The 22,415-nt window shown below is 63.2% G+C and carries 18 protein-coding genes; 5 read left to right on the forward strand and 13 right to left on the reverse strand.

The window, feature by feature from the left end; genetic code table 11:
* The first annotated feature begins 12 nt into the window (after positions 1 to 12).
* Entirely contained in the window at positions 13 to 966 is a 954-nt protein-coding gene (locus C2L64_RS27900) for a sulfonate ABC transporter substrate-binding protein (protein ID WP_039902162.1), read from the forward strand.
* Between the two features lie 76 nt (positions 967 to 1,042).
* Positions 1,043 to 1,441, forward strand: coding sequence for a hypothetical protein (locus tag C2L64_RS27905; protein WP_009770236.1), 399 nt, complete (start codon positions 1,043 to 1,045; stop codon positions 1,439 to 1,441).
* Between the two features lie 33 nt (positions 1,442 to 1,474).
* Here the strand turns inward: C2L64_RS27905 and C2L64_RS27910 are convergent, their stop codons facing one another.
* Positions 1,475 to 2,806, reverse strand: coding sequence for a condensation protein (locus C2L64_RS27910; RefSeq protein ID WP_009770237.1), 1,332 nt, complete (start codon positions 2,804 to 2,806; stop codon positions 1,475 to 1,477).
* 336 nt (positions 2,807 to 3,142) lie between these two features.
* Between C2L64_RS27910 and C2L64_RS27915 the strand changes: the two genes are divergently transcribed.
* A complete protein-coding gene (locus C2L64_RS27915) occupies positions 3,143 to 4,249 on the forward strand; it encodes a TIGR03118 family protein (protein ID WP_051058280.1) in 1,107 nt (368 codons plus the stop codon).
* An 882-nt stretch (positions 4,250 to 5,131) separates the two neighbouring features.
* On the opposite strand, the gene ilvD is transcribed toward C2L64_RS27915, so the two are convergent.
* The 6 genes from ilvD to C2L64_RS27945 all read right to left on the reverse strand — a co-directional run bounded on the left by ilvD (position 5,132) and on the right by C2L64_RS27945 (position 12,051).
* Entirely contained in the window at positions 5,132 to 6,991 is a 1,860-nt protein-coding gene (gene ilvD / locus C2L64_RS27920; RefSeq protein ID WP_009769507.1) for a dihydroxy-acid dehydratase, read from the reverse strand.
* Between the two features lie 167 nt (positions 6,992 to 7,158).
* Entirely contained in the window at positions 7,159 to 7,686 is a 528-nt protein-coding gene (locus tag C2L64_RS27925) for a cytochrome P460 family protein (RefSeq protein WP_009769506.1), read from the reverse strand.
* A gap of 23 nt (positions 7,687 to 7,709) precedes the next feature.
* The gene (locus C2L64_RS27930; RefSeq protein ID WP_009769505.1) at positions 7,710 to 8,738 is read right to left on the reverse strand and encodes an alpha/beta fold hydrolase; all 1,029 of its coding nucleotides are present in this window, start codon (positions 8,736 to 8,738) and stop codon (positions 7,710 to 7,712) included.
* A gap of 322 nt (positions 8,739 to 9,060) precedes the next feature.
* Positions 9,061 to 9,507 carry a cupin domain-containing protein gene (locus C2L64_RS27935; protein ID WP_009769504.1) on the reverse strand — a complete coding sequence of 149 codons (447 nt, stop codon included), beginning with the start codon at positions 9,505 to 9,507 and terminating at the stop codon, positions 9,061 to 9,063.
* 25 nt (positions 9,508 to 9,532) lie between these two features.
* Entirely contained in the window at positions 9,533 to 10,480 is a 948-nt protein-coding gene (locus tag C2L64_RS27940; protein WP_039901827.1) for an AraC family transcriptional regulator, read from the reverse strand.
* Positions 10,481 to 10,581: 101 nt separating this feature from the next.
* The gene (locus tag C2L64_RS27945; protein WP_009769502.1) at positions 10,582 to 12,051 is read right to left on the reverse strand and encodes an aldehyde dehydrogenase; all 1,470 of its coding nucleotides are present in this window, start codon (positions 12,049 to 12,051) and stop codon (positions 10,582 to 10,584) included.
* A 447-nt stretch (positions 12,052 to 12,498) separates the two neighbouring features.
* Here C2L64_RS27945 and C2L64_RS27950 point away from each other — a divergent pair, with 447 nt between their 5' ends.
* Complete coding sequence (locus C2L64_RS27950; RefSeq protein WP_051058264.1) at positions 12,499 to 12,801, forward strand: hypothetical protein; 303 nt, start codon at positions 12,499 to 12,501, stop codon at positions 12,799 to 12,801.
* Positions 12,802 to 12,918: 117 nt separating this feature from the next.
* Positions 12,919 to 13,368, forward strand: coding sequence for a universal stress protein (locus C2L64_RS27955; RefSeq protein ID WP_100216081.1), 450 nt, complete (start codon positions 12,919 to 12,921; stop codon positions 13,366 to 13,368).
* A 50-nt stretch (positions 13,369 to 13,418) separates the two neighbouring features.
* Here C2L64_RS27955 and C2L64_RS27960 read toward each other — a convergent pair whose 3' ends face one another.
* The 6 genes from C2L64_RS27960 to C2L64_RS27985 all read right to left on the reverse strand — a co-directional run bounded on the left by C2L64_RS27960 (position 13,419) and on the right by C2L64_RS27985 (position 22,388).
* The gene (locus C2L64_RS27960) at positions 13,419 to 14,819 is read right to left on the reverse strand and encodes an amidase family protein (RefSeq protein ID WP_007743317.1); all 1,401 of its coding nucleotides are present in this window, start codon (positions 14,817 to 14,819) and stop codon (positions 13,419 to 13,421) included.
* Positions 14,820 to 14,858: 39 nt separating this feature from the next.
* Positions 14,859 to 15,296 carry a DUF3331 domain-containing protein gene (locus C2L64_RS27965; protein WP_009769500.1) on the reverse strand — a complete coding sequence of 146 codons (438 nt, stop codon included), beginning with the start codon at positions 15,294 to 15,296 and terminating at the stop codon, positions 14,859 to 14,861.
* Positions 15,297 to 15,413: 117 nt separating this feature from the next.
* Positions 15,414 to 15,791 (reverse strand): BON domain-containing protein, encoded by a 378-nt coding sequence (locus C2L64_RS27970; RefSeq protein ID WP_007743324.1) that lies wholly within the window; start codon positions 15,789 to 15,791, stop codon positions 15,414 to 15,416.
* 184 nt (positions 15,792 to 15,975) lie between these two features.
* On the reverse strand, positions 15,976 to 16,353 hold the full coding sequence (locus C2L64_RS27975) for a response regulator transcription factor (protein WP_007743325.1): 378 nt from the start codon (positions 16,351 to 16,353) through the stop codon (positions 15,976 to 15,978).
* Between the two features lie 165 nt (positions 16,354 to 16,518).
* A complete protein-coding gene (locus C2L64_RS27980) occupies positions 16,519 to 17,181 on the reverse strand; it encodes a response regulator transcription factor (protein ID WP_007743326.1) in 663 nt (220 codons plus the stop codon).
* Between the two features lie 134 nt (positions 17,182 to 17,315).
* Positions 17,316 to 22,388 carry a trifunctional serine/threonine-protein kinase/ATP-binding protein/sensor histidine kinase gene (locus C2L64_RS27985; RefSeq protein WP_009769498.1) on the reverse strand — a complete coding sequence of 1,691 codons (5,073 nt, stop codon included), beginning with the start codon at positions 22,386 to 22,388 and terminating at the stop codon, positions 17,316 to 17,318.
* Between the last annotated feature and the right edge of the window lie 27 nt (positions 22,389 to 22,415).

Genomic DNA, 22,415 nt, shown 5'->3' on the forward strand with positions numbered 1-22,415 from the left:
CGCGCACTCGCCATGTCTATGACTAACCGACGCTCGTTCCTGAAACAGTCGCTCGCCGCCGCTGCGGCAGCGGCCGTGCCTGCCGCCTTCGCGCAAGGTTCACCGCGCACGCTGCGCATCGGCAATCAGAAGGGTTATCTGAATCTGCTGAAGGGACGCGGCACGCTCGAAAAGCGGCTCGCGCCGCTCAATGTATCCGTGAGCTGGACCGAGTTCTCCGCGGGCCCCGTGCAACTGGAAGCGCTGAACGTCGGTTCGATCGATTTCGGCGACGTCGGCGAAGCGCCACCGATCTTCGCGCAGGCCGCGGGCGCGCCGCTCGCGTACGTGGCGGCGACGGTGACGCGGCCGCAATCCGAAGCCGTGCTCGTACCGCCGAATTCGCCCATCCACACGGTCGCCGACCTGAAGGGAAAGCGGATCGCGCTCAACAAAGGCAGCAACGTCCACTACTTTCTGGTGAAGCTGCTGCGCCAGCACGGCCTGCAATATGCCGACGTGAACCTCGTGTTCCTCGCCCCCGCCGATGCGCGCGCCGCGTTCGAGCGTGCCTCCATCGACGCGTGGGTCATCTGGGACCCGTTCTTCGCCGCAGCGGAGAAATCGCTCGGCGCTCGCGTGATTGCGGATGCGAGCGGCGTGGTCGGCAATCGCGCCTACTACTTTTCGTCGCAGACGTATGCGGCGAAAAATGCCGACGTGATTCGCATCGTGATCGAGGAAATCGGAAAGGTCGATGAGTGGGGCCGGCAGAACAAGGATCAACTGGCGAGCGAACTCGCGCAGTTGTGGGGCTTGCCGAAACCCGTCGTCGATGTGGTCGTGGCGCGCCAGCAGTTCGGCACCCAGCCCATCACGCGCGCGATCCTCGCCGAACAGCAGCAGATTGCGGATACGTTCCTCGAGCTTGGGCTGATTCCAAAGCATGTGGACGTGCTGAAGGCCGCGCCGCCGAACCTCGCGTAGCGCCACCCGTTTCGCGCGTTGCCGTTACAATCCAGCACTTCGATCGTAACAGGCAAACTGCGAGGCACACTGCGCGATGAAATTCCTTCCTGCATCGACACTCGCGGCGGCAATCGCCGTCGCGAGCACGGCTGCGATTGCCGCGGACTCCGGCGCGAACGGTAACCTCAGTTGCGCGATTGGCTATGTGACGGGCGTCGGCGGAGCGGCTGACAGCATGCGCGAATACCTCGCGACACCCGACCGCGACCGCTATCGCTATATTTCCGAACACCCGATCCAATGCCGCGTGAGCGACGAAGGGCGCGCAACCGGCTGCGTCGGCGTCGAGAACCTTCGCAAAGAGAAGGTGAGCGTGTACGACGAGATCGACAGCGCGACGATGTCGGTCGTCGCGCGCATCGAACTCGAACATGGCCAGACGTATCCCGTGATTATCGTCGTTCAGAAGAAGGACGTGCGCTGCGACGATTGAGTTCGCCGCCCTTCCCCTTCACGTCGAAAACGGCTATTCGCTGGTGTCCGCGCCTGCTTCCGCGCTTTCGTCCTCACTTTCGTCCGCGTTTTCGTCCGCGTTTTCGTCCGCTAGCGCCGCCGTGATCTCCACCATCATCTGGTCGAGCAGCCCCAGCACGGGCGTATAACTCGTATGCACCAGATGCAGTTGCCCGTCGAACGTCGCCGCGCCGATCACCTGTTCATCGACGACACCCACCGAAACCGACGGGCCCCAGACCGCGTCGAGCGTGAGCGGGCCGAACCGCTTCGGCAGATTCACGACGCCCAGATTCGTGACCACTGCATCGTTCGCGAATGCCTGCGCGAAAACGGCTTTCGCGTCGGCCGTTCCATTCACGGTGTCGAGCAGCGCGTGTGCCGTCAGCACGCGCTCCGCCAGTACCTCCGTCGACTCGATATCAGCGAACGCCTGTCCGGCGTGGCGCGCGCGGCTCCACAGGCCCGCGTCGCGCGGACCGTCGTCGGCGTGAACGACGCCGCTCGCACACATCGCAAGATGATCGCTGCCGTCGAGCAATCGACGCCGCAAATCGATGGGCGATAGTACGCGCGGTTCCTTCTGCGCATCGGCATTCAGAAAGCACATTGCCCGCGTGAACGCCGCGATCAACGCCGACTGAACCGAGGTACGCTCGGCCCTTGAACGCTCGCGCAGCGCGCGCGTCATCGTGGACGTCAGACGCAGCGCCTCGACATGCGGCGCCGAACCGTCCGGCCGCCGCATCTCCAGCGGCGCACGCATGGGCTCATCCGACGGCACCGGCGCGCTCGAAGGAAGCTTCGGCGCGCCATGCTTCAGTTCGATCAACCGCTCTAGCGCCCTCGTCTCGCCGCTGCGCATCAGATTTTCGCCCGCCACCGCGCGCAGCAGATCGCCGAGCAACGACGTCAGCGACAACCCGTCGCCGATCGAATGATGCACGACGAGCACGATGACCGACCGTGCTTCGCCATGCAGCAGCGTCGCGCGCAGCAGAGGCGGATGCAGCTCATCAAAGGGTTGCGCGATTTGCGCGGCGACTTCATCCGTCCAGTTCGTCGAACCAACCCGCGCCACTTTCATCGGGACCGAACCATGCGGAACGGGCACGAATGCGGGCGCGCCGTTGTTGCCCCGTTCGACGCGCGACCACACGAGCGGCGAATGGTGCGCGACCAGATCGAGCGCGTCCTGCCACTGATCAACGCGCGTAGGTCCCGACACCTCGCCAACCATGGCGAAATGGTTTGGATGACTCTGATTCAACAGATAAAAGAATTTTTCCATTGCACCCAGCGAACGCGCGGCGCGGATCATGACGGGTTCGGCTAATGAATTCATAACGTCCTTCCATGTTTCGTTGGCGGTTGTATTTCGAAGAACGCCTGACGAATTTCGCTTATTCCCTCAACGCGTCAGAAATTTCGATGATCTGATGAATAGCACCGGGCGCTTCGCATTTCAGCACGCGCTGCGAAGTCGCATTGCCACATGCGAAGGCGCGAACTGGATGCAACGCTCGAACGCGATAAGCAAAAAACGTTGGAATAGGCGGCCCGCGACAGTTGTTATGGAGAGAGGTCCTATCTCAAACGGACCGTTTGAATCGCCCGAGAACCTCTCAGTTCTATTTATTAGCGATCCTATCTATATGCGTCACAACGAATGAGGAAGTCGATGATGAAGACCTATAGACCATTATTCGCAATTTCACTCGCCGGCGTTCTGGCAGCCGGCCTCGCGGCATGCGGCGGCGGAAACGATTCGCCGGCGCCGCCCGCGCCGCCCCCCAGCCCGTTCACGTCGACTGCACTGGTTTCCGACGGCAGCACCGCCGCCGCGCATACCGATCCGAACTTGCAGAACGGCTGGGGCGTGGCGTTCAATCCGAAGGGCACCTTCTGGGTGTCGGACAATACGACTCACAAGTCGACGCTTTACGACGGCAATGGCGTCGTGCAATCGCTCGTCGTGACGATTCCCGATGGCAAGAACGGCCCCGCCGGACCGACGGGCATCATCTTCAATTCCACTACGGATTTCACCATCAGCAGCGGCGGCAACAGCAGCACCGCTGTCTTCGTCTGGGCCACCGACGCAGGCACGATCGCCGCGTGGTCGCCGAAAGTTCTGCCGACCCAGGCCGTCACCGCATTCGATGACGGGAGCGCAGGCGCCAACTACAAAGGTTTGACGGCAGCCGCCGTGAACGGCCAGAACCTGCTGTACGCGGCGGACTTTCACAACGGAAAGATCGACGTGTTCAATACCGCGTTCACGAAGATCCAGCTCGACGGACAGTTCAAGGACCCGACGCTACCGGCAGGCTTCGCACCGTTCGGCATCCAGGCGATCGGCAACAACATCTTCGTCACCTACGCGAAGCAGAACGCGACGGCCAACGCGCAGGTCGTCGGAGCCGGACTGGGCGTGCTCGACGAGTTCGATCTCAGCGGCCACTTCGTCAAGCAGTTCGCCGGCATGGGCGGTGTGCTGAATGCGCCGTGGGGACTCGCGCAGGCACCCGCGAACTTTGGCACGTTGAGCAACGATTTGCTGGTCGGCAACTTCGGCGACGGCACGATCGAAGCATTCGATCCGAACAGCGCGAAGGATCTCGGCAAGCTCACGCTGCACGACGGCCAGCCGTTCACGCAACATGGGCTGTGGGGCATCAGCTTCGGCAACGACGTCGACAACCAGCCGAAGAACACGCTGTTCTATGCGGCGGGGCCGAGCAAGACCACGGGCGTGTTCGGCCGCATCGACGCGTCGGCGAATTGATCGAGGATTATCGGAGAGCCGGGCTCTAAAAGGTTTGCGGTTTCGCCCCGCGCGGATGCTATCGCGGGTTTGGGGTTGGGTTTGCGGTTGGCATCCGCGGTTTGCTTTTGGTTTGCTAGCGTTGCCCTGTGCAGGGCGGCACCTACTTTGGGTTGTCCGCGACGCTGGGTTGCTTGCCGGTCTTTTCGCTGGCATCCGCGCTACGGTGTTTGCCATTCAAGCGTCGCCCCTGTGCGGGGCGGCACCTACTTTTCTTTGCCGCCGCAAAGAAAAGTAGGCAAAAGAAAGCGGCTCACACCGCTAATTCTTGTGTTTGCCTGAGGGCCCCCAACCGGTCTTACGCTTCACACGGCAATCACGTGACCCACGTTCGTTGCCAGCGCTCTTGCCGTGCGCCTCACCCGCTTCGCGCGCCCGCGTCGCCGCACGCCGTGCCGGATATCCACCGCCGCCCAGGTGGCAAACTGTGTGTAGGTCGTAGTGACCCGCACGCCTCACTCCGGACCGATAGCAGACGTGTTCCACCATGTAAGAGCGCCAAGCTATACGACGCGACAACCTACACACAGTTTGCCACCTGGGCGGCACATACCATTCGCTGCCGCTTGCCCGGGTACGGGTATTCGAAGCGGGTGAGGCGTTCATTCGAAGCGTTGGCAACGAGCACCAACCAGGGCACTGCCGTGTGAAGCGTGGGACCGGTTGGGGGCCCTCAGGCAGGGAGAAGAGTTGGCGGTGTGAGCCGCTTTCTTTTGCCTACTTTTCTTTGCGGCGGCAAAGAAAAGTAGGTGCCGCCCCGCACAGGGGCAACGCATGAAGCTAGATAACAAATCGCGGATGCCAGCAAAAAGTCAAAAACACCAAACCGGCATCCAAACAGGATCAATCGTCGAGCAACGACAAATCCCGCACCGCGCCCTTATCCGCCGACATCACCAGCTTCGCATAAGCCTTCAGCGCGCCCGACACCTTGCGCGGACGCGGCTTAGCCGGCTTCCAACCCTTCGCGTTCTGCTCCTCACGGCGACGCGCGAGTTCCTCGTCGGACAGCAGCACGTCGATCGTACGGTTCGGAATGTCGATGCGAATACGGTCGCCGTCGCGCACGAGCCCGATCGCACCACCCGCCGCCGCTTCCGGCGAGCAGTGGCCAATCGACAGACCCGATGTACCGCCCGAGAAGCGCCCGTCCGTCAGTAGCGCGCACGCCTTGCCGAGGCCTTTCGACTTGATGTAACTCGTCGGGTACAGCATCTCCTGCATGCCGGGACCACCCTTGGGCCCTTCGTAACGCACGATCACGATATCGCCCGCCTTGACCTTGTCGTTGAGGATGTTCTCCACTGCTTCATCCTGCGACTCCGTCACATGCGCCGAGCCTTCGAACACCAGAATGCTTTCGTCGACGCCCGCCGTCTTCACCACGCAACCGTCGAGCGCGATGTTGCCCGTCAGCACCGCAAGACCGCCTTCCTTCGAGAACGCGTGCTCGTACGAACGAATGCAGCCTTCCGCGCGGTCCAGATCCAGACTCGGCCAGCGCGTGCTCTGGCTGAACGCGACCTGCGTCGGAATGCCGGCGGGGCCTGCCATGTAGAACGTCTTGACGGCTTCGTCGTCGGTGAGGGCGATGTCCCACTGGGCCAGCGCGTCCTTGAGCGTCGCCGTGTGCACGGTCGGGACGTCGGTGTGCAGCTTGCCCGCGCGGTCCAGCTCGCCGAGGATGGCCATGATGCCGCCCGCGCGATGCACGTCTTCGATGTGGTACTTGTTCGTGTTGGGCGCGACCTTGCACAGCTGCGGCACGATGCGCGACAGACGGTCGATATCCGTCATCGTGAAGTCGATTTCCGCTTCCCGCGCGATGGCGAGCAGGTGCAGGATCGTGTTGGTCGAGCCGCCCATCGCGATATCGAGCGTCATCGCGTTTTCGAACGCCTTGAAGCCGACCGAACGCGGCAGGATGCGCTCGTCTTCGTTCTCGTAGTACTGGCGCGCCAGTTCGACGACACGGCGCCCCGCGCGCTTGAACAGTTGCTCACGGTCCGCGTGCGTCGCGACCACCGTGCCGTTGCCAGGCAGCGAAAGACCCAGCGCTTCCGTCAGGCAGTTCATCGAGTTGGCCGTGAACATGCCCGAGCACGAACCGCAGGTCGGGCACGCAGAGCGCTCCACTTCGGCGACGTCGGCGTCGGAGTATGACTGGTCGGCAGCGATCACCATCGCGTCCACGAGGTCGAGCTTCTTGAACTCGATGGTGCCCGTCTTCGGGTTCGCGAGACGCGTCTTGCCGGCTTCCATCGGGCCGCCGGACACGAAGATCACGGGAATGTTGAGGCGCATCGCGGCCATCAGCATGCCGGGGGTGATCTTGTCGCAGTTGGAGATGCACACCATCGCGTCGGCGCAGTGCGCATTGACCATGTATTCGACGGAGTCCGCGATGATGTCGCGGCTCGGCAGCGAATACAGCATGCCGTCATGGCCCATCGCAATGCCGTCGTCGACGGCGATGGTGTTGAATTCCTTGGCTACGCCGCCCGCCGCTTCGATTTCACGCGCGACGAGTTGGCCCAGGTCTTTCAGGTGCACGTGTCCGGGCACGAACTGGGTGAACGAATTGACCACCGCGATGATCGGCTTCGAGAAGTCTTCGTCTTTCATGCCGGTGGCGCGCCACAGCGAGCGCGCCCCAGCCATGTTGCGGCCGGCGGTGGAGGTTTTGGAACGGTATGCGGGCATCGTGGTTGTGGGAGAGTTATCGCGGAGAGAAAGCGGGCCACGGGAATAAAGGCCCCTTGAGCGCCCGTGCGAACAACCTCGTGAGTCGCGCCCTGGGCAAACCGCGATTATCCCACACAGCCTTTAGGCACGTCGGAATCCCACTACCTGGAAATCCCCGCCCGCGCTTACGGCGCGTACCGCGTGAAGACGTAGTCGCGGTCCTTCACCCGTGCCGCGTGACAGGCGAAACACGTCTGGTGCTGCGCGAGGTCAGCGGGTTGTCCGTTGATGAAGCGCCCGAACCCCCAACCGCCCGTCGATGCATAGCGCCGCGAGTCTTTCACCATCACCTGCACCGTCGTCGCCTGCCCCGGCACCGTCGCGGATTCGAAATCGGGCGACTGCTTGCGCTTGTACGCGAGCTTTACGAGAATCGTGCCGTCCGGGTACGGCAGCGTCGAGCTTTCGATCGCCTTGATCGCCGCGGGATTGCCCAGCACGACGCGCAGCTCGTCGAGCGGCGCGGCTTCCTCGGCGGGCGCGATCATCTGCCACTTGCGGTATCCGTCAGGAATCGTGACACCGTAAATCGGCGATGCCGCTTTCGTTGCAGCGGCAGGCTTGGCGGATTCGGCAATTGCCTGATCCGCCGACACGGCGCCGAGCAGCAGCGCCGTGCTGAGGACAACATACGCGGTCCGAATGGCTCGCATTGGATGGCTCCTCGGTCGTCCGTTCAGAAACGCGCCACGTCGATGATCGCGTCGGCGAATGCCTTCGGCGCTTCCTGCGGCAGGTTGTGTCCGACGCCGCCGCCGATGTTCCGGTGCGCGTACTTGCCGGTGAACTTCTTCGCGTACGCAGACGGGTCCGGATGCGGCGCACCGTTCGAGTCGCCTTCCATCGTGATGGTCGGCACCGAGATGGTCGGCGCTGCCGCGAGGCGCTTTTCGAGTTCGTCGTATTTCGCCTCGCCGCGCGACAGCCCGAGACGCCAGCGATAGTTGTCGATCACGATGGCAACGTGGTCCGGGTTAGCGAACGACTCGGCCGTGCGATCGAAGGTCGCGTCGTCGAAATTCCACTTCGGCGAGGCGAGTTGCCAGATCAGCTTGTTGAAGTCGTGGCGATTGGCGTCGTAGCCCGCATAGCCGCGCTCGGTTGCGAAGTAGAACTGATACCACCAGGCGAACTCCGCTTTCGGCGGCAGCGGCGCGCGGTTCGCCTGCTGGCTGCCGATCAGATAGCCGCTCACCGACACCAGCGCCTTGACACGCTCCGGCCACAACGCGGCGATGATGTCCACCGTGCGCGCGCCCCAGTCGAACCCGCCCAGCACGGCCTTATCGATTTTCAGCGCGTCCATCAGCGCGATGATGTCGACGGCGATCACGGCTTGCTGGCCGTTGCGCGGCGTATCCGCGGACAGGAAGCGCGTGCTGCCATAACCGCGCAGATACGGCACGATCACCCGATAACCGGCGGCAACCAGCAGCGGCGTAACCTCGGCAAAGCTGTAGATGTCGTACGGCCAGCCGTGCAGCAGAATCACAACCGGGCCGTTCTGCGGGCCCGCTTCCGCGTAGCCGATGTTCAGCGTGCCCGCATTGATCTGTTTGATCGTATCGAACGAAGCGGCACGTGCGCCCGTCTTGACGCTGGTCTGCGCATTGGCGAACCCGCTCAGGCCCAGTTCCATCAGGCCGATGCCTGCAACGGTCGTCCCGAGCAGACGACGGCGCCGAGTGTTGATCTGATCCGACATGTTTTTTTCCTCAGGTACGGTTGCTTGGATGACATCTGCGCGCTCTTCTCAGATGCGCAGCCTGTTGATTCGACAGCACGCGGAACGCGCACAGCGCGAGCGTCGGCTCAGTGCGTTTCACGCGAACGCCTGTTCGCGCTTCCCGTTCGCAACGCCAGAACAGCTGGCATGGAGGTATTAAACATGTCGGACGTATCTGCGGTTTGTCCGCATTGTCCGCCAATGAGTCGTTATGTATCAGGCGGCGGGGCAGATACATTGGGATACAAAAACGTCGTGAATTGCGGTCCGGGAAACGCGTTCAGCCGTTCGGACCGTCTTACTACTTCTTCGCTTCGTCCGCATCGTAGGTGACGTAGAGCTTGGTGTAGCCCTGCGTGTCGAACTGCCCCGTCCATCCTTTCGGCAGCGTGACGGCTTCGCCCGTATTCACGACCATCACCGAACCGTCCGACGACGTCAGCTTCACATTGCCCGAAAGAAAATAGAGGAACTCCGTATAAGGCAGACCTTGCGGACCTTTGATGTCCTCGTGCAACGGACCCGATTTATAGACGCCCGTCTGATAGGCGTTATCTGGAGACGTGAAGGTGACCACGTCAGTACTTCGCTGACCGTTTTCGTCCTTCTTGACCGCGTCGTTCCGGTTGAATATCGCGCCCGCGAGTTCGGCTTTCGAAACCTTGACGGGCTTGATGGTTTCCGCGTGCAAACCCGTTGATGCGATTGCACTGCTCAATGCCAATGCTGCGAAAAATGCCTTGTTCACGATGTTTTCCTGTGACTGAATGCTTTTACAACTGATTGACCGTAAAGCGGAAATCCGATGGCGACACGCCGTATTGCCGCTTGAACAGGCGGCTGAAATGCGCTGCCGTGGTGAATCCGCACTGCCATGCAATTTCCTGAATCGAACTGTCGTGCGCGCCGCGCGTTCGCAGCAATAGCCCCGCGCGCTCGAGCCGCGCCTGCCACAGATACCGCATCAGCGACATGCCCTTTACACGGAACAGCCGCTGCAGGTGTTGAGAAGAAACATGCACACCGGATGCAATCGCAGCGACGTCCAGCCCAGCCTCGCCGAGATGGCTTTCAATATAGCGCTTCGTCTGATGGATCAACGCTTCGGGGCATCGCCTCTTCGAGCGCGCGCCGGGATCGATCATCGCGAATTCGATGAGTTCGAGCAGTTGCTCGCCCATCATGTTTTGCGCAATGACGCTCGGCGCAGTGGATTGCCGCGCGATGCACTGGATGAGATCGCAGGTCGCGCGAACATCGGGCGACAGCGCATCGCCCACCAGCGGCCCCGCACTCGAACGATACACGCCGCGCTCACGCAGACGCTCCTTCGGTACGCGCAGCACAGTCATCCGCGCGCGCTCAGGGAACACTTCGACAAACGGATAGACGGGGTCGATGATGAACATGCTGCCCGCGTCGAAACGCTCGACCAGGCCGCGCGATTGCACATGCACATGGCCCTCCGTCACGAGCTTCACGAAAAGCCAGCCGCCTTGCCACGACGGCAATTCTTCGCCGACAGGCGAAAGCGTCTGCGTTGCCAGGTCGGCAAGCGAGACGCCGACTTCGCCGAGGGTCCAACTCTTGACGGTCGAGTCGATCGACTGCCGCGGATCGAATGCGCATTGCAATCCGTGGCTGTTCAACATGATGTGCGACCATCGCTCGCCCGCGCTCAGACCGGTGTCGAAAGTGATCTCGTGCGTGTCGAAGTGCATGAAAACGTCCCATGATTCAAAACGGACGGCATGCGCAGGTCTTTGGCGCGTGCGTAACGAATCGACCACAACGATCGATCACGCCCGCGCCTCTCTGCCTGTCATCCAGCCGCCGTCGGCATGAACACTGCCTTGGTTTCGAGGTACGCCTCCAGTCCCTCGCGACCGCCTTCGCGGCCCACTCCTGATAACTTGTAACCGCCGAACGGCACATTGGCCGCCAGTTCGACGCCGTTAATGCCGATATGGCCTGCCTGGATGCGGCACGCGAGCGCGTAGGCCCGCTCCACATCGCTGCTATAAACTGAGCCGCTCAGGCCATACGGCGTGTCGTTCGCGATACGCACGGCGTCGTCGATGTCGTCATAAGGAAGAATCGAAACGACCGGGCCGAAGATCTCCTGCTGCGCAATCGTCGTGTCCGGCGTGACGTGAGCGAATACCGTAGGCTCGACGAAATAGCCCTTCCCGAAGCCACCATTGCCAGTACCGCCCAACACGAGCTGCGCGCCTTCACTGATGCCCTGCTCGATATAGCCGCGCACACGATCCCGCTGCACTGCGTTCAATACCGGCCCGATCCGCGTATCGGTCTCGCGCGGGTCGCCAAGCTTCAGCTTCGAAATGATCTCAGCGTACGCGCTGACGACCTCGTCATGTCGTGCCCTGGGCGCAAGAATGCGCGTCTGCGCGAAGCAGATCTGGCCGGAAAACGGCATCGTGAACGGCGTCAGCGCTGCCAGCGCCGAAGGCAGATCGACGTCGTCGAGCAGAATCGCCGCCGATTTCCCGCCGAGTTCCAGCGTCACGCGAGCCAGCCGATCCACTGCCGCGCGTGCGATCCACTGCCCCGTGGCGACGCTGCCCGTAAAGCTGATCTTGTCGACATCGCGCGATTGCACCAGTTGCGCGCCCTCGTCACGGCCCGCCGTGATGACATTCAGCACGCCCGGCGGAAGGCCCACAGCCGCCGCGCATTCCGCGATGATCAGCGCATCGAGCGGACTCTCCGGCGGCGACTTGACGACGACCGTGCAACCCGCGGCCAGCGCCGCCGCGATCTTGTGCGACACGATCGGGAAGGTTGCATTCCACGGCGCAATCAATGCGGCGACACCGACGGGTTCGCGACGTACGCGCGCGTGGCCGCGCCGTGTCGGTCGCGCGTCCTCGAATTCGAACGTCTCTGCGAGCGACGCAAAGAACTCGAAGCGCGTGATACCCGTGGGAAGCAGACCATTCGCAAACGTAATCGGCGCGCCGACCTGATCGGTCCACAGTTGCGCGAGCAAGGGCAAGCGCTGACGGATTTCTTCCGTCAGCCGCTTCAGATATCCGCTTCGCTCAGCGCCCGATAACTTCGGCCACGGACCGCTGTCAAATGCGCGGCGCGCCGCCGCGATCGCACGCTCGACGTCCACGGAATCCGCGAGCGGAACCGACATGAAAGGCTCTTCCGTCGCAGGAGAAATCAGCACATGGCGCGCGCCGGAGTGGCTCAGCACCCATTCGCCATTGATGAAAAAGCGACTGCGGACATTCGACGAAAGTGCTGTGGAGTACTCGGTCATGGTCTTTCCGATTGAAAGTCTTCTACATCTACAGTGAAAGGGTTTCGCAGCCAGCACCCGACGTATCGCGTCATGTCGGGTTGAAACCCACCAACGGATTCCGCTAACGTCGGGAACCTGTGACTTTTCAGTGTAGTGATTCGACTCTTTCGAAAATTGTCCAAGGCAATTCGATCGCTTGTCCAAAACGCGCTTTCTGATTGATGCCTGGTTATAGCCTGGTTTTAGCGCAGGAATATGTCGTAATGTATCTGCCGCCGCTTACGATACATCCGGTTTCAAATGCCTTTCCCGGACATACCTGCCCGCTGTCGTCCACGTCTATAGCGTTCGGATGCGCGTCCCAGACAAGACAAATGCGCCGCATGGACAAGGCATCCATCAATTGGAAGCGATAGAGTAGGCAGTTCCCCTCCGTCGATCCGCTTCCCGATTGCAATGCAGTGCATGGATTTTTCGCTCATTCTTCCGGACATGCTTCCCCGGCTCTGGTCTTTCGCGTTAAGGCTGACAGAGAACGAATATGAAGCGGAAGAACTGGTTTATCAGGCCTGCGCGCGCGGGCTTGAAGACTCACACAAGCTGCCTCGCGACATATCCCCGCCCGACTGGATGTTCTCGATCGTGTATTCGATCTGGCGCGCCGATCCGATGGGTCATGCGCGGCGGCATTGTACTGCGAAGAAAAGTTCTCTTTGCTCACAACACCTTTTCCAGAAAAACGTGTGCGGAATAGATCCGCCTCGCTAAGCGTTGTTGAGAAGAGCACCGGAAATCCAGCATCGGATGCATCCGGCTCGCATTACGAAATCCTCACTTTCAATCGGAGTACGACCCGCTTCGCGCTCCGTTACGGATCGAAAGAACATGTCATCCTTTTCAAGAATGCTGCTCGTCTACGACGGAACGCTAGAAGCTCAAGCCGCGCTGAAACGTTGCTCGCAATTGTCGCTGGCGTTGTCCGCACACGTCGATGTGGTTTCCGTCGTCGATTCGATCACGGCCAATGCGACCTGTGCAGGCATGCTGTCGGATCTCGCGTGCAGCAGTATGGAAGCCCACGCGCAACACGCGCTCGACGTTGCAGTCGCGCATCTCGTGAATCTCGGCGTCACCGCGCATGGCTTCATCAAGTTCGGACGCACTGTCGACGTGGTTCCGCTGCATGTCGCAGCATTCCATGCCGATATCGTGGTGATCGGCCATCGCGTGCAATCGGGGTTCGCGCGCTGGTGGGGCGGGCGCCCGGTTCATCTCGATCTGGCCGAACGGCTGCGTGGCGCCGCAATCGTGGCCGTCACAGCGCCCCTTTCGTGATTTTTGATGAGGGCGCGTGTGGACCGGGCGGCAGTTGCCGCCCGGCAAGCTCAAACAACAGGGTCGATTGGCGAAGGCGGCACGCCGCGCGCTTCGATCGCTTCGCCCGCCAGCAGACACAAGTCCTCGCGATAATGCGCGGCGACAATCTGCACGCCAACGGGCACGCCGTCGACCAGTTGCGTCGTGACAGCCAGCCCCGGCAGACCCATCGCGGGCAGCGCGCGCATCGTGAGCTGCGCTTCCCATACCCGGTCGAAACCTTCAGGGCCACGCTGATCGAGATCGTCGGGAAACGGCAGTTCGCCTGAGACGGGCATCAGCACCACCGCGTACTGATCGAGGAACAGACGCCATTCACGCACCAGCGTCGAGCGCCGCACCAGCGAACGGCTGATCACATCGGCAGGCAGGCCCTGTACCTTCAGATGTGCCGCCGCGACGACGGCCGCCGCGCCCGGATCGCCGTCACGCGCGACGGAATCGGCCAGCGCGTCGAAGCCGTCACCCAGCCATAAGCGCTCCTGCAATTGCCCGGCTTCACGGATCGACGGCACGTCGTCGATTTCCTCGACGGTCCAGCCTGCATCGACGAGCCGGCGCGCCGCATCGAGCAACGCATCCTCGACTTCCTTCGCGATCTGCAAACCGCCGGGGCGCAGGCACAGCGCTGCGCGCAGCGGCACGGCGCGCCCTTCCAGCGGCAGCGGCACATACCAGGGGTCGCGAAGATCCGGCGCGGCAAGCGCAAGCAGGCCGAGACGGAGATCTTCGATCGTGCGTGCAATCGGTCCCGCTGCCGACATCAGTTGCGCGCCGATCGCGCGTTCCGGCGACGACGCGTTGAACGCCGGCACACGCCCTAAGCTCGGCCTGAGTCCATGTACGCCGCACGCGTAGGCGGGATAGCGGACCGAGCCGCCGATATCGGTGCCGAGCGCAAGCTGTCCAATGCCCACGGTGACAGCCGCAGCCGCGCCGCCCGATGAGCCACCGGGCGTGAGCTTTGCATCGCGCGGATTCAACGTGCGTCCATGCACCTGGTTCGACGTGAACCAGCGCAGCGCGAAGGTCGGCGAATTGCTGCGGCCAAGCAGCACCGCGCCCGCCTTCGACAGATTGTCCACGGCAGGACTGCTCGTTTCGGCGATCAGGTTTTCCTGCAGACGCGTGCCGTTCGTGGTCGCAAAGCCAGCCTGATCGACATTGATCTTCACGGTGACAGGCACGCCCGCGAGCGGCCCCGGATCTTCGCCGCGCGCGATCGCCTGGTCGATCTCGTCCGCCTGGCGCAGCACCCATTCGGGCTTGTGCGCGACGACGGCATTGATGGTGGGGTTCACTGCATCGAGACGCGCCAGCGCGGATTGCGCCGCCTCGCGCGCGGATACCTCACGGCTGCGAACACGCCTCGCGAGTTCAGCCGCCGACAAGCGCCATAGTTCACTCATGTTGTCCCCGATAAAGATTCGGACTAGAAATGATACGCCTCATGCGACGGGCTGTTCCGCATGCGGATCGAGTGTCGCGGCGAGGATCATCTGATGCCGGTTGGACGGCACATGAAAGTCATGCGCGCGCGGACGAAACACCTCGTCGCCGCGACTGATCGCACGGCCCGTCAGCGCGCACACGGCTGCGTCGCGCGCGAGTCCGCTGCGCCATATCTGCGCGTTGTATCGCCCCGAGCAGGGATCGCTCCACGAGACGCTGATCGTGCACGACGACAACCGCTCTTCGACCACGATATGCGCGGGCCTGGACGGCGCGTCGCACGCGTCTTCAACGACGGGCGACGGGATGCTGACGCGCAGCTTCTTCAGCGCCGCATAACGGTTGACTGCGCACGCGTCGCGCTGTTCTGTGGAAGGGTCCAGCACATTCAGCAGCGTGCGGACCACGATATTGTCTTCGGATAGCGCATTCATCGACTCATCTCCCGTCCCTGTCGCGGGCCATAGCGTGAAAACGTCTTTGTTCCGACGGCGGCGGCCCTGCGGGACGCATGCCCGCAAGGCCGTTCGCCATCGTGTATTACGCCGCGATCAACCGCCGCCTTGCTGGCGCAGCGTCAGCTTGCTGACGACAGCCGTGACGCCACGCACCTGCTTTGCCGTTTCGACGGCGAGGTGGTCCTGGTCCTCGCTCGCAATCTGTCCGGCCAAGGTCACCTGACCCGTCTTCGCATTGCCGAATGCCGTGATCGACGTATCTTCCAGGCCCTTCGTCTTCAACAGCGTCTTTTGAACGGTCTTCGAGAACGCGCGATTCGCAACGCGAATCGACTTCTTCGACGTGGCAGCGGGAGCGGCCGTCGTTGCGTCGGTTGCCGATGCAGCCGCGTCCGCAGCGAACACCTGCGTGCAAGAGAATGCGATAACGGCGGCGAGGCCGCTGCCCATTACGAATTGGCGGAGGTTCATTGTCTTGTCCTTGTCGTTGTAGAAACTGGTTTGCAGGCCATCGAACGGGCTAACGTCGATGCCTGCCAAGGATTAGAAGCGCCGAATGTGTCGTCTGTTTTTCCTCGACGTATCCAAATGTATCGGGATTACAGTTGCATTGCATTCGCTCACGCATAGCGCTTTCATCAGCACGGCCTGATCGTCATCCATATCCGAGCGCGCGGCCAATCCACGTCTCCAGCTCGAATGCCTCGATCGGTTTTTCGATCATGCAAAGCGCCGCGCCCGCCTGCACGCGCTCGCGTATGCGAACCGTGGCGAAGGCGGTAACGAAGATCGTGGGGATGCGCATGCCTTTGCGCTCTAGCGTGTCGAGCAGTTCGATACCGTCCATGTCCGGCATCTGCACGTCGCAGACGAGGCAACGCGTGCGTTCGAGCACGTCGGAAGCAAGCAATTCCGCGCCGGATGCAAAGACGCGTGCCTCCCATCCGAACGAACGCACCAGACTGCTGGCCGCGGCGCGCACGAGGGAATCGTCGTCGACGATGGAAACTAGCTCGTTGTTGTGCAGGGACAAGGACACTCTCGCTGATGACCAGCCAAGCGAATGAGCGGATCCCAATCTTGCCCGGCAGCGTCAGGATAGGGCGCGTCTCACCTGCCCGCCATCATATGATCGTATATGGCCCTACTTGCCGCTTACTTGCCGCTTACCAGGCGTTTGAAGGCTGGCGGCGAGCGGTTATCGCGGCGTTTGAACGATGCCTAGCGCTTCCATTTTGCGCATCAGTTCCGCGACTGAACGTGAGTTCATCTTGCGCATTGCCTGGCCGCGATGAATCTTCGCGGTGATCTCCGCGATACCCATGTTCGCGGCAATCTGCTTGTTCAACAGCCCCGTTGCGACGAGTTGCAGCACTTCGCGCTCGCGCGGCGTCAGCGACTCCCACGCCGTGCGCATCGCGTGCAGCGAGCGGTCGGACGCGAGACGCCGCGCATCACGCTCCAGCGCGGCGATCACGGCGTCGATCATGTCCTGATCGCGGAACGGCTTGGCGAGAAAATCCATTGCGCCTGCCTTCATCGCTTTCACCGACATCGCAATGTCGCCGTAGCCCGTCATGAAGATGATGGGCATATGCAGGCGTCCGTCATCGATCAGCGTTTGCTGCAACGCCAGGCCGCTTTGACCGCGCAGCCGCACGTCGAGTACAAGACACGAAGGAATGGCCGGCTTGTCGGCAGCGAGAAATTCTTCCGTCGACGCGAACGCACGCACGTCGATGTCGATCGAGCGCAACAGGCCCGAGAGCGCGCCACGTACGAGCTCATCATCATCGACGACATAAACGAGGCGGGCATCGGACTCAAGGGAACCAGTCTGGAACGGCGTGGATTTGGACATCGTTGATTTTTGCTGTTTTCGATGACGCGAACGTCCGCGCAATCAAGCGGACGGCGATGGTAACAAATGCGATCGCGACGGTCCACGACGCTCATCAGCGAACGCGCGGCAATCATACGATCGTATGCGGCGGCTCAAGACACGAAGCGCGGCAGCGTGAACGTCGCGCGCGTGCCTTTCACTTCGCGCGGCGACAGCGTCAACGTGCCGCCATGTGCTTCGACGATCGAATTGCAGATGGCGAGGCCCATGCCCATGCCGTTTTCCTTCGTGGTGAAAAGCGGTTCGAGCAGACGCCCGGCAATCTGCGGATCGATGCCGCTGCCCCGGTCTTCCACCGACACGCAAACGGGCGCCCCGTCATCCGATGTACAGATCAGTCTCAGCTTGCGTTCGCCCTGCGCGAGCGATGCCATCGCTTCGGCGCCGTTCGTCAGCAGATTGATGGCGACCTGCTGTAACTGGATGCGATCACCGCTCACCTGCACGGGACAGTCGAGGCCACGCAGCTCCAGCGTGATCGCCATTGCATCGAGTTGCCCGGCGACGAGCGCGGCCGCTTCACGCAGCGCCTCGTTCAGATCGAGCGTCGTGAATTGCGGCTCTGCTCTGCGCGCCTTCGCGCGCAGACCCTGGATGATCGCCCTTGCCCGCGTCGCGCTCAAGCCGATATGCGTGAGCATCTCGCGTGTCTCGCCGATCTCGGGCGGATTGCGGTTCAGCCAGCGCAACGCCGCGCTCGCCGACGTATCGACGGCAGCGAGCGGCTGGCCAACTTCGTGCACGATCGACGCAACCAGCTCGCCCATCGCCTTCAAACGGCTCGCGCGCTCCAGATCACCGAGCGCATTGCGCAACTGGTCTTCGGCCTTGGCGCGCTGACGGTTCTGCTCGAACAGTTCTTCATAGAGGCGCGCGTTTTCGAGCGCGAACGCGGCTTGCGAAGCGACGACTTCGAGCAACGCCGCTTTCGCCGACGTGAACACGTTCGCCGCGAGGTTGTTCTCGATATAGAGCACGCCGACGAGCATCGCGTAACGCATCAGCGGCACGCACAGCACCGAGCGCGGACGATGACGCCGCACGTAGTCGTCCTGCGCATAGGCGGGCGAATCGCACACGTCGTCGAGCACGAGCTTTTCCTGCGTGCGCGCGACGGCATGCACGATCGACACAGGCAGCGTCTCCGACGAGAAATCGGCCGCTTCGTGCGAGACGACGATTGCGCCGCCCAGCACATGCGCGCGTGCCGCCACGCGCCACACGCCGCGTTGCAACAGCACCAGCGCGCCCTGCTCGGCGCCCGCGCTTTCGAGTGCCGTGCGTAACAGCGTTTCGACCAGACGCGCGGGCACGATGTTGCTGGCAAGCGCATTGGAAATCCGCAGCACGGCCTGAACGTCGAGTTCCTGCAGACGGCTCGCGCCAGGCGCGCTGCTGTCGGACTCGAAATAGTCCGGATAGTCGGCCTGCAACTGACGCACCTTGGCCGTCGCGCCCCAACGCTGCCACGCGCCGCGAGCATGGTTCAGATACGCTTGCGCGGGCACCTCTTCTTCGCGCGCGGCATGAAAGCGCGCCGCCAGTTCGGCGGCCAATGCTTCGACCTGCGTGAAACCGTGACGGCGCGCGTGCGACACGGCCTTCGCATACCCTTGCCCGGCTTCGTTCGAAAGGCCCACTGCGCGCAAGTATTCGGCACGCACCAGTTCACGCCGCGCGACGAAGTTCACCGGGCATGCGCGAGCCCACACATCGAGCTGATCCATATGGCGCTGAAGCGCCGCTTGCTGTGCGGCATCGCGCGTGGGCAACGCGAGCAGCGTCAGTGCGCCGTAATACGGCAACTCGGCGCGCTCCGCGAACGAGCGCGCGAAGTGCGCGCAGGCGTCGGCCCGTCGATGCGACTCGACGGCATCCTGGAGATCGCCGAACAGCAGCGCCCGTTGCATGCGATACACCCAGTAGGCGAGATCCACCAGCGTGACGGGCGCGCCCTCGACGGGAACGGGCGCCGGCTCTTCGTCGGGGTCCGGCGCGCCATCCTGCAGCGCCGTGACGAACGCCCACTTCGCGAGAAACGATTTGATGACGAGGCGAAAATTCGCATCGCGCACCAGCGCAAGACCTCGCGCAATCGTCGCGCGCACGTCGCCGAGGAACTCGCCTGCGAACAGCATCCCCGTGACCTGGTTGCTGGGGCAATACATCGCGAAGGTGTGATCGCCGCTTTGGACGGCGACATCGAACGCACGGCGGATGTAGTCATGCCCCGCTCTCGCCGGCAAGGCCCACGGCACGACGAAGGTGCCGAACACCATATAGACCCGCGCGCGATAACGCGCGAGGCCACGCTCGTCGACGAGATGCAGCGCAAGCTCGCCGAACGGCAACGCCGCCGTATGGTCGCCGTAGCGCGCGCCGAAAATCTGCTGCATGCACGTGTACACGTTCGCGGACGCATCGGAGTGGCCGTGCTCGATCCCGAGATTGACGGCGCGCAGCAGCATCAGGTCGACGAGATCCTGATCCGTGTAGAGCGCGGGCGGAATCAGATCGGCGAAGATGTCGGTGATCGCACGGCGCAACGGGTCGGCGACGATCGGCAGGCGGCGCAGCCCGTCGATGCCATGCACGTCGAGCCAGCCGCGCAGACGCGCGTATTCGCGGTCGACGTCGTAGGCACTCGGGCGCAACGGCACGTCGATGCCCGCTTTGCTCAGGAACGCGAGCCCCACTTGCAGCGCGAGATCGTAGCGGCCGAGCGTCGTGTACAGCGCCGCGCGCAAGCGCGCCAGGTCCGCGCCGAAGATGCCGTCGCCCGCCACCCGCTCCAGCGCCGACAGTCGCGCCTCGGCGGGTTCGAGCGCGCCCGTCATGAACTCCGCCTCACCGCACAGCATGCGGGCTGTCAGACCGTCTTCGCTGATGTCGTCGTCGCCGAGAAAGTCGAGCGCGGCGCGAAACAGGCCCAAGGCCGAATGGTGCGCCGTCGCCGCCTTCGCCTGGCGCCCGGCATCGAGATTGAGGCGCGCGAAGGCGAGCCGCTCGTCAGGGTCCGTAACGACGGGCTGCGCGAGATTGACCTGCACGGCCATCGCGAACACGTCGGCTTGCGCGGCGCGGTGCGCGAGCATCCGCCGCGCGATCTTCAGATGCAGCGGCGCGCGGTCGGCCTTCGGGATCGACGCGTACGCCGCCTCGCGGATGCGGTCGTGCCAGAACACCCAGTCCTCGCCGTCGCGATAGATGCTGCCCGCTTCGAGCGCGGCGTGCAGGCCCTGAACCGCATCGCAGGTGGGCAGCGCCGAGGCGATGGCGAGCATGTCGCCCGATGCGCGGTCGCCAAGGCAAGCCAGCGTACGCAGCACGCACTGCGCGGGCACGGGCAACTGCTCGAGCTTGTGCGTCAGCAGTTCGATGACATTGTCCGCGCCGCGATGGCTCATGATGCGTTCGAGATGCCATCCCCACGCGCCCGCTTCGAGGTCGTATTCGAGCGCGCCTTCGTCGGCGAGCACGCGCAGCAGATGGCGAACGAAGAACGGATTGCGCCCGGTCTTGCGGCCGATTTCGTCGGCCAGCGGCGCGAGCGCGTGCATGTCACGATGCAGCGCGAGCGCGATCAGTTCGCGCAGCGCGTGGTCGTTCAACGGTCCCAGTTCGATGCGCAGCGTGTCGCGCGATTGCGCCAGCGGACCGACCCGCAACGGATGATCCGCGCCGACTTCGTTGCCCCGGAATGCGCCGATGAACAGCAGCGCCACGTCCGTGTGCCTGAACAACCGCTCGAGCACATGCAGCGTGCCGACGTCCGCCCATTGCAGGTCGTCGAGCAACAGCACGAGCGGACGCGAGGCCGTCGCGAAACACGCGATCAGGCGCGCCATGCCTTGCAGCACGCGCTCGCGTTCGAGCGAGGGCTGCGGGTCCGGCGCCTCGCCGATGCCCGGTTGCGAACCGAGCACGGCCGTGAGGGTCGGCAACAGGCCCGCCAGCGTGCGACCGGCCGGCCCGGTCGCTTCACGGATGCGGTTGCGCCACTGCGCGAATTCGTCGTCCGCGCAACCCAGCACGTATTGCAGCAACGGCTCCAAGGCCTGCACGAGGATCGCATACGGCGTCGCGCGGCGGCCTTCCTCGCTCTTGCCCGCGGCAAGCAGCGGCGCGTCCGTTCGGCGGATGCGCGCGACGGCTTCCTGCAGCAAGGTCGACTTGCCGATACCGGACGCGCCGGCTATCCAGCCGATGCGCGCCTTGCCGCCATCAGCGACGATACGGTAAGCCGTGGTCAATGCTTCGAGTTCTGCTTCACGTCCAAACACACCGTCGGCACGCTGCAGCGATTGCAGCGCGGCGTGTGTATCGAGCGCAAATGATGGGATGTGCCCGGCACGGTCGTGCAGATCCTCGCACCGGCGCAGATCGGCGAGCAGGCTTGCGGCATTGGCATAGCGCTGCCCCGGCGCCTTCTCCAGCAGCTTCATCACCAGTTGCGAGACCTGCGGCGGCACGTGCGCGGCGAACTCGGCGGGCGGACGCGGGCGATGCGTCGCGTGCGCGTGGACGCGCGCGGCGGCATCCGTCGCGCTGTCGAAGGGCACAACACCCGTCAGCAGTTCATAGAGGATGCAACCCAGCGAATAGAGATCGGCCCGTTCGTCGACCCGCACGTTCATGCGCGCGCCAAGCTCGGGCGCCATGTAGATGAAGCTCGCTTCGCACCATTCGAAGTCGGCATCGGGCACGCTCGCCATGTCGTTCAGCGCACACGACGCAAAGCCGAACCCCACCAGCCGAGCCCGGCCCGCTTCGTCGATGAGGAAACTGCGCGGCATCAGCGCGCGATGGACCACGCCCGCCGCGTGCATCGCATTCAATGCGGTCGCGAGGCTCGCAGCCAGCGCGAAGAATGCCTTCAACCCCGCCGGACCTTGCGTGCCCGCGCGCAACAGCTCGCCGCCCGGGTCGGCCAGCACTAGCAACGCGCCGTTGCCATGCGGCTGCAACGTCAGCGGCACGGCGCACCACGCTTCGTGCAACCTGTCCCGCAGTGCGTATTCGCGTTGCAGCGCGGCCAGCTCGGCAGGCGTCGCGTTGGCCCGGCCAACGACGAGAACGGGCGCAGCGCTTTCGGCGACGGCCCGTTGCAGCCTGAGCGCTCCCGCGCTGAGTTCAATGAAGTTTCGGGTAAGAAGATCGATCATGCGATGACGTTGCAGACACAGCGACGG

This window comes from Paraburkholderia hospita (assembly GCF_002902965.1).
Taxonomy (GTDB): domain Bacteria; phylum Pseudomonadota; class Gammaproteobacteria; order Burkholderiales; family Burkholderiaceae; genus Paraburkholderia; species Paraburkholderia hospita.